This is a genomic window from Streptomyces sp. NPDC086787 (genome assembly GCF_044745865.1).
Taxonomy (GTDB): domain Bacteria; phylum Actinomycetota; class Actinomycetes; order Streptomycetales; family Streptomycetaceae; genus Streptomyces.
Map to the genome: position 1 here is coordinate 1 of NZ_JBIVBC010000020.1, position 11,969 is coordinate 11,969.

Genomic DNA, 11,969 nt, shown 5'->3' on the forward strand with positions numbered 1-11,969 from the left:
GCCCTCGTGGCGGCGCCACGTGGGCGTTTCGGCAACGCTGCGAGCGTGCGTGCCAGCCCCCGCGAGGCAGGCGGGAATTGTCAGACACGCCCTAGCGGCGTTCGAACACGGCGATCGAGTTGATCGCCGGAAAGGACAGGGCCCAGGTCGTGTCCTAGGAACCGCCCCCGAAGTCGCCGCCCCCGCCGAAGTCGCCCCCGCCGTCCCCGAAACCGCCGCCGAAGTCGCCGGGGTCGAAGTCCGCACCGGAGACGTCGCCGCCCTGGTAGCCGCCGGAGCCGAAGTCGCCGTACCCCATGTCGTAGTTGGCTCCGTACGCCGGGCTGGACATGGCGCTGCCCAGGAGGGTGCCGACCAGCAGCCCGGGGAGGATGCCGCCGCCGAAGTAGCCGCCCGCCCAGGGGCCGTAGGCGGGGCCCGCGTCCCAGTAGGGGCGGCGGCCCTGGTCGGTGTCCACCTCGCGGATGACCGGGTCGCGGCCGTCGGCGAGACGGGTGCGGTCGGCCGCGCAGACCGGGACCTCCCGGGAGGAGCCGCCCGGGGGGGTCCACGTAGCGTCGGCGACCGAGGGACCGTGACGTGGGTCGAAGAAGCAGGGCGGGCGGCGTTCGGGCAGGGGGCGGCCCTCGCGGCGGGCGGAGAGCTGGGCTAGGGAGAAGCGGCCGTCCTCCAGGGCCTGGGTGACGGCCCGGACGTCTTCCGGGCCGTGGGCGGCGGCCATGTACTGCTTCGCCTGCTCGTACGCGTCCAGGGCCCGCTCGTAGTCCGCGCGCATCGCGTCGTCGGCGCCCGCTTCGGCGGGGTGGAAGTCCAGCCGGTCGAGTTCCTCGCCGAAGGCGGTGATGTCCTCGTCCACGACCACCCGGAGCCGGTCGAGGGCGGCCCGCCGCTCCTGTTCGCGGCGCCGCCGGTTCCGTCGTACCAGGGTGTACGCGCCGGCGCCGCCCGCCACGATCAGCGCCCCGACGGTGATCAGCGCGGTGCCGGAGACGCCCTCGCCGCCGCCGGGTGAACCCCAGGACGCGGGGGCCCGGCCGCCCATGTTGGCCACCGCCCGGCCGGTGAAGTCGGTCAGCTGGGTCTTGGTGTCCTCGCCCTGCACGCTGGTGACCAGGTTCTTCACGGCTGCCCGGGAGAGCACCGAGGAGTCGGCGCGGGCGTCGAAGCGGTCGCCGAGGCGGACGGCGTACAGCCCGGTGACGCCGGTGGCGGTGCGCAGGTCGGTGAAGAGGTTCTGGGTCGGGTAGTCGGCCGGGAGGACGGCGATGAAGACCGGTTTGCCCGCGCGTCTGATCTCGTCGGTCAGGTTTCTCGCGGCGGCCGTGGAGAGCTGTCCGGAGGCCGCCGGGTCGACGTAGACCGGGTTCTCGCGCAGGGCCGCGGCGATCGACGAGACGCTGGTGGCCGCCGAGGCGCCGGGCGCGAGCAGGGTGAGGAGCAGGAGCGCCAGGGCCGCCAGCAGTCCGGCGAGGCTTCGGGTCCGTACGACGGCCTTCATGGTTCGAAGCTACCCGAACCCGTCCGAAATGGTCATTCCTCGAAGGGGTGACCGGAGGGATCGAGCGGGCGGGAGGCGCCCACCGTCCGGTGCGCCTCCCGCCCGCGGTCTCAGGCGGCCGCCCGGTACGCCTGCGTCAGCCGTTCCAGCGCCGCTCCGTACTTTCCGGTCAGCAGCAGATGGTCGGCGTCCGCGAAGGGCTTGGCCACCGCCGCCGTGATCCGCTGTCCGATCCGATCCTGCACGATCAGCCGTGCCCTGGCGACCAGTGCGCGCCCGCTGTCGTCCCGGCCCGCCCGCTCGGCCGCCGCGGCCTGTCCGGCGAGCGCCCGAAGGGTGCGTTCGCCGTCCCGCGGTGCCTTGGTCAGGGTGGTGAGACCCCAGCCGTACGGGTACTGCGGGTCGTACGACGCGTCGCCCACGTTGACCGGGAGCTGGGCCTCGGACTTGGGCCAGGTGACCGGGAGCCGCCCGGTGAAGGGGCGTCGGCCGTAGAGGACGTCCGCCACGCCGTCGCCCTCGGTGCCGGGGAGCCAGGAGGCGACCAGGGCGTCGATCGCGCCGAGCCGGTCGCCGATCAGCTGCGGCCGCCCGGAGACGACGAGCACGGCGCACCTCATGGCCGCGCACACCTTGTCCACGGCGGCCCGGTCGGCGGCGGACAGCTCCAGGTCGTGGCCGTTGCCGACGTCTCCGACGCCCTCGGCGTAGGGAGTCTCGCCGACGACGACCACGCCGACGTCGTAGCCGGAGGTGGGAGCCGAGGCGTCCTTGGAGTAGGTGACGTCCCCGCCCGCCGCGCGCATGCCCTGGAGGATGGTCGTGCCCTTGGTGATGTCGCCGGAGGAGCCCTGCCAGGTGAGGGTCCAGCCGCCGGTCTGGTTGCCGATGTCGTCGGCGTTGGATCCGGCGACGTAGACCTTCTGCGACTTCTTCAGCGGCAGCAGCCCGCCGTCGTTCTTCAGCAGCACCTGGGACTCGGCGGCGGCCCTGCGGGCCACGGCACGGTGACCGGCGGAGCCGATCCGCGCCGCACCGCTCGTGTCGGCGTACGGGTGTTCGAACAGGCCCAGCCGGAACTTCTGGGTGAGGATCCGCGAGACGGCGTCGTCGATCCGCTTCTGGCCGATCCGACCCTCCGTCACCTCGGCAGTCAGGGCGGCGGTGAAGTCCTTGTAGCCGTACGGCACCATCATCATGTCCACGCCCGCGTCGACCGCGGTCCGCACCCGGGTCGCGTAGTCGCCGGGGAGCTGGTCGATGGCGTTCCAGTCGCTGATCACGAACCCGTCGAAGCCCATACGGTCCTTGAGGACGCCGTTGATCATGTCGCCCCGGGCGTGCATCTTCACCGCGCCCTTGCCGTCGCCCAGGATGTCGAGGGAGGAGTAGGACGGCATGACCGTCCCGACACCCCGCTCCACGGCGGTCCTGAACGGCGCCAGATGGATCGACTCCAGTTGCTCCCGGGTGACCTTGGTGACCCCCTGGTCGATCGTGTAGGCCCCGGTCGTGGAGGAGCCGTACCCGGTACCGCCGTCACCGGCGAAGTGCTTGGCGGTGGCCAGGACCTTGTCGTCACGGCTCAGGTCGCCGCCGTCGGGCCGGCCCTGGAGTCCCTGCACGACCGTCTCCATGGACTGGACGAGTGCCGGGTCCTCGCCGAAGGACTCGTAGGAGCGGCCCCAGCGTTCGTCGCGGGTGACGCAGAGGCAGGGCGCGAAGTCCCAGGGGATGCCGGTGGCGCGGACCTCGGCCGCCGTCACCGCACCGGCCTGGTAGGCGAGTTCGGGGTCGCGGGTCGCGCCGATACCGATGTTGTGCGGCATGACCGTGGCACCGGCCAGGTTGTTGTGGCCGTGAACCGCGTCGACACCGTAGACCAGCGGGATCTGGAACCGCGTGGCCCGAGTGCGCAGTTGGAAGCCGTCGATCATCCTGGCCCACGCCTCGGGGGTGTTGGGCGTCGGAGTGGAGCCGCCTCCGGAGAGGAGTGAGCCGAGGGCGTAGGTCGCGAGGTCGGCGGGGGCGCTCATCGCGCCGCGCTCGGCCTGGGTCATCTGACCGACCTTCTCCTCCAGGGACATCCGGCCGACGAGGTCCGCGACCCGCTTGCGCACCGGCAACCGGCGGTCCAGGTAGGGGAGTCCATGGGCGTCGACCACGATCTGCGGGGTCTCGGCCGGAGCCTTGGCGCCGGTCACCGTGAGCTTGAGCGGGACCGTCTCGGCGGGCTCGGCCGCCCGGTCCTTCAGGGTGGGCACGCCGATGGTCCGTGCGGCGCCGGAGGCGGTGCCGGCCGGGAAGGTGACGGTGCCGGAGACCGGGGTGTAGTCCTTGCCGGGCTCCGCGGTCCCGGTCGGCGCGGTCTCGTAGGCGACGGTCACCGGCTCCTCCAGCGGAGCGGACCCGGTGGTGCCCACGGAGACCGTGACGGCGGCCGTGCCGCCCTCCCCCACCGGGTACACGGCGGCGTCGGTGGTGACGGAGGCGCGCAGTGACTGGTCGGCACTGCCGTACAGCTCGACGCCGTCCATCGCGAACCCGCCCCGGACCCCGACGGGGAGGGTGACCGCGTAACCCCACATCCGGGTGAGTCCGAGGACGTGGTCGATGCCGCCGACCGGCTGGTAGTCGGTGCGGTAGACGAAGTCCGTGAACGGGATCTCGATCTGCTTCCAGCCGGTGAAGTCGTCCGTGAAGGAGGTGGTCCAGAGCTCGGACGCCTCGCCGTTCGCTCCGCCGTCCTTGATCTCGAAGGCGATCTTCCGGCCGTCGTGCCGGCCTTCCCACCAGAAACGGATGCCCTGGTGCGCGGACCAGTCGTGGCCGGGCTCGGTCGCCGCGTAGTCGTGGGTGAAGCCGCCGTAGCCGCTGATGTCGTAGGTGCCGGTGAGGACCTTGGCCCCCTCGGGGGCGTCGGCGCGGTCGGCGAGCGCGAGCGCGGGCGGATCGTCGGCGTCGCTTCCCCAGGTGAAGATGCCCTCGGCGGGCTGGGAGGCGAAGGGGACCTCGCCCTCGAAGCGGTCGACGGGCGTGAGCGCGGGTGCGGGTGCGGGTGCGGGTGCGGGTGCCGACTCGTCGGCGGCTCGGGCCGACGCCAGCGGCATCAGGGACGCGAGCAGGGCGGTGAAGGCGAGCAGGGCGGTTCTTCGCATGGACCTTCCCTCGACTCATCTTGAATCACTCATGGCTTAGACCAGTGCGTGAGTCAACTGGCGTACCCGGACGCCGTCAAGACTTCACGTCATAAGTGATGTGCTCCCAATCACCTTGCGGCAGACGGGAGTTATGAGTTCGAGAGTTGAATGCGCGCCGCATACGTCACCCCGGCCGGGCGATGGGCCTCGGCGAGTTCGAGAGGCTCGCCGAGGACTCCTTCCTGCTGAACGGGTGCTACTCGGCGGGCTCGACGCCGGCTCGGAGGAGGCCGTAGGTGTAGGCGTCCTCCAGCGCCTGCCAGGAGGCGGCGATCACGTTGTCGGCGACGCCCACCGTGGACCACTCGCCCGTGCCGTCGGAGGTGGCGATGAGGACCCGGGTGGTGGACTGGGTGCCGTGCTTGCCCTCCAGGATGCGGACCTTGTAGTCGACCAGCTCCAGCTTGGCGAGCTGGGGGTAGATCTTCTCCAGGCCGACGCGCAGCGCCCGGTCCAGGGCGTGCACCGGGCCGTTGCCCTCGGCGGTGGCGACGATCCGCTCACTCTTGGCCCAGAGCTTGACCGTGGCCTCGTTGGCGTGGCTGCCGTCGGGGCGGTCCTCGACGATGGCGCGCCAGGACTCGACCTCGAAGTACTTGAGGGGCCCGCCCTCGACCTCCTCGCGCAGCAGCAGTTCGAAGCTGGCGTCGGCCGCCTCGTAGGTGTAGCCGGCCAGCTCGCGCTCCTTGACCCGGTCGACCACCCGGCCGACCAGCTCGCGGTCGTCGCCGAGGTCGACGCCGAGCTCCTTGCCCTTGAGCTCGACGGAGGCGCGGCCCGCCATGTCGGAGACCAGCATCCGCATGGTGTTGCCGACCCGCTCGGGGTCGATGTGCTGGTACAGGTCCGGGTCGACCTTGATCGCTGAGGCGTGCAGGCCCGCCTTGTGCGCGAAGGCGGAGACGCCCACGTAGGGCTGGTGGGTGGAGGGGGTGAGGTTGACGACCTCGGCGATGGCGTGCGAGACGCGGGTCATCTCGCGCAGGTGCCCGTCGGGCAGGACCTTCTTGCCGTACTTCAGTTCCAGGGCGGCGACCACCGGGAACAGGTTGGCGTTGCCGACCCGCTCGCCGTAGCCGTTCGCCGTGCACTGCACGTGGGTCGCGCCCGCGTCCACCGCGGCCAGGGTGTTGGCGACCGCGCAGCCGGTGTCGTCCTGGGCGTGGATGCCGAGCCGGGCGCCGGTGTCCGCGAGGACCGTGGAGACGACCGCCTGGATCTGGGCGGGCAGCATGCCGCCGTTGGTGTCGCAGAGCACGACCACGTCCGCGCCGGCCTCGGCGGCGGCACGGACTACCGCCTTCGCGTACTCGGGGTTGGCGCGGTAGCCGTCGAAGAAGTGCTCGCAGTCCACGAAGACCCGCCGGCCCTGTGCGCTCAGGTGGGCGACGGTGTCGCGGACCATCTCCAGGTTCTCTTCGAGCGTGGTGCGCAGCGCCAGTTCCACATGCCGGTCGTGCGACTTGGCGACGAGCGTGATGACCGGGGCGCCGGACTCCAGCAGCGCCCTGACCTGCGGGTCCTGTGCCGCCTGCACGCCGGGCCTGCGGGTGGCGCCGAAGGCGACCAGCTGGGCGTGCCGGAAGGTGATCTCCTGCTGGGCGCGGGCGAAGAACTCGGTGTCCCGCGGGTTGGCGCCGGGCCAGCCGCCCTCGATGAAGCCCACGCCGAAGTCGTCCAGGTGCCGTGCGATGGCGAGCTTGTCCGCGACCGTGAGGTTGATGCCCTCGCGCTGCGCGCCGTCGCGCAGCGTGGTGTCGAAGACGTGGAACGAGTCGTCGGGCTCGCTGTTTGAGGTCATGATCTCAAGGCTCCTGTGTTGAATCTCGGTCTTACCGGAATGACCGGCTCCACCGTCCCTCCATACTCCCTCGCGCTTCGCACCCGGCTGAGGATGGGCCGGGAAAACGAAAAAACCCCTCGCGGGTGCGAGAGGTCTGCGCGCGGGTCGAGGACGACGGTGGCCACCCGTACCTGGTCGTACGAGGTGGTCACTGCGGACCGGCGCGCCTGCTGCCCATAATCATGGCGAACGAGAGCACGGGCAGATTCTGGCACAGGGGGCCGGCCGGCTCACGGGTGTCTCAGGATGCGGTACGGCTGTCCTGACCCACGGCACGGCGGGCTCCCCGGATCAGGGCGCCGTCGGCATCCTGCGCCCTGATCCGGAACGGCCGACCGGTCAGCCGATGTCGTGCATCCAGCCGTGCTTGTCGTCCGTGATGCCGCGCTGGATGTCCAGCAGGGCCTGGCGGAGCCTGAGAGTGACCTCGCCCGGCTCGCCGCCCGACTGCCGCCACTCCACACCGTCGCGCTTGACCGTGCCGACCGGCGTGATCACCGCGGCGGTGCCGCAGGCGAAGACCTCGGTCAGGGTGCCGTTCTCCGAGTCGGCCTGCCACTGGTCGATGGAGACACGGGCCTCCTCGGACTCGTAGCCGAGGTCGCGGGCGACGGCCAGCAGGGAGTCACGGGTGATGCCCTCCAGGATGGAGCCGGTCAGGGTCGGCGTGACGATCTTGTCGCCGTACACGAAGTACAGGTTCATGCCGCCCAGCTCCTCGACCCACTTGTGCTCGACCGCGTCGAGGTAGCAGACCTGGTCGCAGCCGTGCGCGGCAGCCTCGGCCTGGGCGAGCAGGGAGGCCGCGTAGTTGCCGCCGGTCTTGGCGTCGCCCATGCCGCCGGGGACGGCGCGGACGCGGTCCTCGGAGGCCCAGATGGAGACCGGCCGGACACCGCCCTGGAAGTAGGCGCCCGCCGGGGAGGCGATGACGATGAAGAGGTACTCGTTGGCGGGCTTCACGCCCAGCCCGACCTCGGTCGCGATCATGAAGGGGCGCAGGTAGAGGGACTCCTCGCCACCGTGCGCGGGCACCCAGTCCCGGTCCTGGCGGACCAGGGCGTCACACGCCTCGATGAACGTCTCGACCGGCAGCTCGGGCATGGCCAGCCGGTTGGCGGAGCGCTGGAAGCGCAGGGCGTTCTGGTCGGGGCGGAAGGTCGCCACGGAGCCGTCGGCGCGGCGGTACGCCTTGAGGCCCTCGAAGATCTCCTGGGCGTAGTGCAGGACGTTGGTGGCGGGGTCGAGCGGGATCGGCGCGTAGGGAACGAGCTGTCCGTCGTGCCAGCCCCGGCCTTCGGTCCACTTGATGGTGACCATGTGGTCGGTGAAGTGACGGCCGAAGCCGGGGTTGGCCAGGATCGCCTCGCGCTCCGCTGTGGCGAGCGGGCTGGACGAGGGCTTGAGCTCGATCGTGGGCGTCGTCATGAGTGGGTGTCCTTCACCAGTTGTAGTGACAGGCCGCGCCTCACGTCCGCCCGTCCGGCACCGGCTTTCGCCGGTGTGTCGGACGTCCGGGCTTTCCCTCATACCGCGGCTCCGCGTTCGATTATCGCGCGGGACCCGTGGTGGTCGGAATGGGGGTGGGAGCGGCCCAGGGAAGATGGTGGCACCCGGTGGCCGCATGAGAAAGCCGCCGGGCGCTGATGCGACCCGGCGGCTGTGAGTGACGCGGCGGGTCAGCCGGCTACTCGTACGGCGAGCGCGTCGCCGATCTCGGAGGTGGAGCGGGCGGGTCCCCCGACACGTTCGGTGAGGTCGGCGGCCACGGCCGCGTCGATACGGCCGGCCTCGGTGTCGTAGCCGAGGTGGCCCAGCAGGAGGGCGACGGAGAGGACCGTGGCGGTGGGGTCGGCCTTGCCCTGGCCGGCGATGTCCGGGGCCGAGCCGTGGACGGGCTCGAACATGGACGGGAAGGCGCCGCTCGGGTTGATGTTGCCGGAGGCGGCCACGCCGATACCGCCGGAGACGGCCGCGGCGAGGTCGGTGATGATGTCGCCGAAGAGGTTGTCGGTGACGATCACGTCGAACCGCTCGGGCTGGGTGACCAGGTAGATGGTCGCCGCGTCGACGTGGATGTACTCGGTGGTGACCTCGGGGTACTCCTCGGCAACCTTGTTGAAGATGTTCGTCCACAGGTGCCCGGCGAAGGTCAGCACGTTGTTCTTGTGGACCAGCGTGAGCTTCTTGCGCGGACGGGCCTGGGCGCGGGCGAAGGCGTCACGGACGACCCGCTCGACGCCGTAGGCCGTGTTCACGGACACCTCGGTGGCGACCTCGTGCGGGGTGCCCGTGCGGATGGAGCCGCCGTTGCCGGTGTAGGGGCCCTCGGTGCCCTCGCGGACCACCACGAAGTCGATCTCGGGCTGTCCGGCCAGCGGGGTGGCGACGCCCGGGAGCAGCTTCGACGGACGCAGGTTGACGTGGTGGTCGAAGGCGAACCGCAGCTTGAGCAGGAAACCGCGCTCCAGGACGCCGGAGGGGACGCTCGGGTCGCCGATGGCGCCGAGCAGGATGGCGTCGTGGCGCTTCAGCTCGTCCAGGTCGGCGTCGGTGAGCGTCTCGCCGGTGGTGCGGTAGCGGCGGGCGCCGAAGTCGTACTCCTTGGTCTCCAGCTTCACGTCCTGCGGAAGCGCGGCGGAGAGGACCTTGAGGCCCTCGGCCACGACCTCACGGCCGATGCCGTCACCGGGGATCACTGCGAGATTGATGCTGCGAGACATGTCGGCACCCTACTCCTCGTCCCATGGGATGACATTGGATGTCCGCCATACGGACATCCGTATGGCGGAGGAGGGACAGGAGGAGAGATGGGAGGAGGGACAAACGAGGGGCAGGCTTCATCCTGTTGGGCGGCGTTCACCCGGATGTGGGCCCGGTGTCGGCATTCGGTGGGAACTTCTCCCGCATGGACACCCCGGACGTCGGCGTTCCGCCCCAGTTGGCCGAACGCCTGAGCATGGCCGAGCAGTACGAGTACCTGCGCACCCGGATCACCCGGCGCCGCACGCTGGTGACGGCGGGTGCGGTGGCGAGCGGGCTGCTGGCCGGCTGCTCGACGACGCCCGGCGGCACGGTCAGGACTCCGGCGACGTCGCGGGTGCGCGGCTCCGCCGTACGTCCCTTCGGCCGGCACCTCGCCTTCGGTGCGGACCCGAAGACCCGGATGCGGATCTCCTGGCAGGTGCCGTTCGCGGTCAGGCGGCCGTACGTGCGGCTGGGACATCGGCCCGACGACCTCGGCCGGCAGGTCGAGGCCGAGGTGCGCGCCCTGCACACACCGGGAGTGCGGGGGGTGCGGCCGGCCGTCGAGCAGTACTACGTGCACGCCGCCCTGGACGGCCTGCGCCCCGGAACGACGTACTACTACGGCGTCGGCCACGAGGGCTGGGATCCCGCCTCCCCGGCCCACCGCTCGGCGATCGCCTCCTTCCGCACCGCACCCGCCACCCCGGAGCGGTTCGTGTTCACCGCCTTCGGCGACCAGGGCGTGAGCACCGGCGCGGACACCAACGACCATGTGCTGCTGCGCCAGAACCCGGCGTTCCATCTGCACGCGGGCGACATCTGCTACGCCGACGTCAACGGGGCCGGCAAGACGTCGGACGGCTACGACCCGCGGTTCTGGGACCTGTTCCTGAAGCAGACCGAGACGGTGGCCAAGTCGGTGCCGTGGATGGTGACCACCGGCAACCACGACATGGAGGCCTGGTACTCGCCCAACGGCTACGGTGGACAGCTGGCCCGCTTCAGCCTCCCGGACAACGGCTTCGACCCGCGCCGCACGCCGGGCGTGTACGCGTTCGCCTACGGCAACGTCGGCTTCGTGGCGCTGGACGCGAACGACGTGTCCCACGAGATCCCCGCCAACTTCGGCCACACCGGCGGACGGCAGACCAGGTGGCTGGACAGCACGCTCGGGCGGCTGCGCGCGGACAAGGACGTCGACTTCGTGGTGGTCTTCTTCCACCACTGCGCCTACTCGACCTCCCAGCACGCCTCCGACGGCGGGCTGCGCGAGCAGTGGCTGCCGCTGTTCGCCCGGCACCAGGTGGACCTGGTGATCAACGGTCACAACCATGTGTACGAGCGGACGGACGCGATCAGGGAGGGCGCGGCCGCCCGTCCGGTGCCGGTCGGCGCGTCGACCGACCCGACGCGGGACGGGATCGTGTACGTCACGGCGGGCGGCGGCGGACGGGACCTGTACTCGTTCCCGTCGGGGGTGAAGGACAGCTACGAGGGGAACATCGCCCGGCACGACGAGGTGAAGACGTTCCACTGGACCGAGTCCAAGGTCCCGGTGCCCGAGACGGCGGACTGGTCGCGGGTGCGGTACACCGGCTTCTCCTTCCTCTCGGTGGAGGCGGAGACGGGTACGGTCCCGAGGCTCAAGGTGTCGGCGCTGGCGCAGAGCGGCGACCGGATCGACCACTTCGAGGTGCGGCGCGGCGGTTGAGGCCGGGCCGCACCTCGTGCGGGATCAGTTGTGGCGCGGGCTCAGTGTCCGGTCTCGCCGCCGTTGTCACGGCGGTCGAGGGCGCGCTGGAGGGCGGCTGCGGCGTTCTTGCGCTCGGACTCGCTCGTGCGGGACACGTGGCGGACCCGGCGGCGGACGGTCGTCTCGGCCATGGTGAATCGACTCCTTCGGCAAAACCGGAGTTCGGCAAGAGGGTTTACGAGACGCCGGAAGGGGCGGGGAGCGGTGCCGCAGGGGTTGCCTGCACGGGGCTCGGCTCACGACCGCCATTCGCTTGATCTAGCGAGACGTTCGGCTTCTACAAACGTAAGGGAGGGACGCGTTCCTGTCTCCATAGTTAGTCGGACTTCCTACTATCTGAGACGGCCGATCGGCCCACCCCGCTGTGAACTGGCCTTTCACGGTCACAGCACATCCCCGTCCCGCCAGTCGAAGAGCAGTCCGGGACCCGGGTCGAGCGGACCGGCGAGCGCGGGCCGCACATAGGTGCTGCCCTCCTCCTCGGGCAGGTGGACGATCCCGTTCGGCGAGAGGGCGTGGAGGCCGCCCGTCCAGGGCTGCCAGCCGCGGTCGGCGTAGAGGCGGGCGCCGGAGTCGCTCGCGGAGAGCGCGCCGAGGTCGTAGGCGCCGTCGATGACGCGCTCCAGCGCGGTCATCACCCGGCCGCCCAGTCCGGTACGGCGCGCGTCCCGCCGTACGCCGACCGCCTCCACGTAGCCGACGCGCAGCCAGCGGTCACGGTGGCGGGCGCGGCGCATCACGACCGAGCCGTGGGCGGCGAGCGACCCCGTCCCGTCGTGCACGAGGGCGTGGATGCCGCCGAGGCAGTGCTCGAAGTCGTCGTCGTCGAAGCCGCCGTCGAAGGCGGTGTCCAGAAGGCCACGGACGGCGCGGAGGTCGCCGGGGGCGAGGTCGGCCGTGTGGGCGGTGCGCAGACGGACGGTCATG

8 protein-coding genes are annotated in these 11,969 nt (G+C 71.1%); 1 reads left to right on the forward strand and 7 read right to left on the reverse strand.

Annotated elements, in window-relative coordinates:
• Window positions 1–154: 154 nt before the first annotated feature.
• The 5 genes from ACIPK3_RS30625 to ACIPK3_RS30645 all read right to left on the reverse strand — a co-directional run bounded on the left by ACIPK3_RS30625 (window position 155) and on the right by ACIPK3_RS30645 (window position 9,264).
• Window positions 155–1,498, reverse strand: a complete 1,344-nt coding sequence (locus tag ACIPK3_RS30625) for a hypothetical protein (protein ID WP_402574922.1) — start codon at window positions 1,496–1,498, stop codon at window positions 155–157.
• A gap of 110 nt (window positions 1,499–1,608) precedes the next feature.
• Window positions 1,609–4,656 carry a glycoside hydrolase family 3 protein gene (locus ACIPK3_RS30630; RefSeq protein WP_402574923.1) on the reverse strand — a complete coding sequence of 1,016 codons (3,048 nt, stop codon included), beginning with the start codon at window positions 4,654–4,656 and terminating at the stop codon, window positions 1,609–1,611.
• Between the two features lie 238 nt (window positions 4,657–4,894).
• Window positions 4,895–6,499, reverse strand: a complete 1,605-nt coding sequence (gene cimA, locus ACIPK3_RS30635) for a citramalate synthase (protein ID WP_402574925.1) — start codon at window positions 6,497–6,499, stop codon at window positions 4,895–4,897.
• Window positions 6,500–6,880: 381 nt separating this feature from the next.
• Window positions 6,881–7,969 (reverse strand): branched-chain amino acid aminotransferase, encoded by a 1,089-nt coding sequence (locus ACIPK3_RS30640; RefSeq protein WP_402574927.1) that lies wholly within the window; start codon window positions 7,967–7,969, stop codon window positions 6,881–6,883.
• Between the two features lie 251 nt (window positions 7,970–8,220).
• The gene (locus ACIPK3_RS30645; protein WP_402574929.1) at window positions 8,221–9,264 is read right to left on the reverse strand and encodes a 3-isopropylmalate dehydrogenase; all 1,044 of its coding nucleotides are present in this window, start codon (window positions 9,262–9,264) and stop codon (window positions 8,221–8,223) included.
• Between the two features lie 185 nt (window positions 9,265–9,449).
• On the opposite strand from ACIPK3_RS30645, the gene ACIPK3_RS30650 reads away from it, so the two are divergent.
• The gene (locus ACIPK3_RS30650) at window positions 9,450–11,000 is read left to right on the forward strand and encodes a purple acid phosphatase family protein (RefSeq protein WP_402574931.1); all 1,551 of its coding nucleotides are present in this window, start codon (window positions 9,450–9,452) and stop codon (window positions 10,998–11,000) included.
• A 41-nt stretch (window positions 11,001–11,041) separates the two neighbouring features.
• Here ACIPK3_RS30650 and ACIPK3_RS30655 read toward each other — a convergent pair whose 3' ends face one another.
• Both ACIPK3_RS30655 and ACIPK3_RS30660 read right to left on the reverse strand, forming a co-directional pair.
• Window positions 11,042–11,173: a hypothetical protein gene (locus ACIPK3_RS30655; RefSeq protein ID WP_089098576.1), complete on the reverse strand. Its 132-nt coding sequence runs from the start codon at window positions 11,171–11,173 to the stop codon at window positions 11,042–11,044.
• Between the two features lie 252 nt (window positions 11,174–11,425).
• Window positions 11,426–11,968 carry a GNAT family N-acetyltransferase gene (locus ACIPK3_RS30660; RefSeq protein ID WP_402574933.1) on the reverse strand — a complete coding sequence of 181 codons (543 nt, stop codon included), beginning with the start codon at window positions 11,966–11,968 and terminating at the stop codon, window positions 11,426–11,428.
• Window position 11,969 lies beyond the last annotated feature (1 nt).

Bases quoted from the DNA above. Each gene is read 5' to 3' on its own strand.
- ACIPK3_RS30625 (WP_402574922.1), bottom strand. From the start codon at position 1,498: ATGAAGGCCGTCGTACGGACCCGAAGCCTCGCCGGACTGCTGGCGGCC.
- ACIPK3_RS30630 (WP_402574923.1), bottom strand. From the start codon at position 4,656: ATGCGAAGAACCGCCCTGCTCGCCTTCACCGCCCTGCTCGCGTCCCTG.
- cimA (WP_402574925.1), bottom strand. From the start codon at position 6,499: ATGACCTCAAACAGCGAGCCCGACGACTCGTTCCACGTCTTCGACACC.
- ACIPK3_RS30640 (WP_402574927.1), bottom strand. From the start codon at position 7,969: ATGACGACGCCCACGATCGAGCTCAAGCCCTCGTCCAGCCCGCTCGCC.
- ACIPK3_RS30645 (WP_402574929.1), bottom strand. From the start codon at position 9,264: ATGTCTCGCAGCATCAATCTCGCAGTGATCCCCGGTGACGGCATCGGC.
- ACIPK3_RS30650 (WP_402574931.1), top strand. From the start codon at position 9,450: ATGGACACCCCGGACGTCGGCGTTCCGCCCCAGTTGGCCGAACGCCTG.
- ACIPK3_RS30655 (WP_089098576.1), bottom strand. From the start codon at position 11,173: ATGGCCGAGACGACCGTCCGCCGCCGGGTCCGCCACGTGTCCCGCACG.
- ACIPK3_RS30660 (WP_402574933.1), bottom strand. From the start codon at position 11,968: ATGACCGTCCGTCTGCGCACCGCCCACACGGCCGACCTCGCCCCCGGC.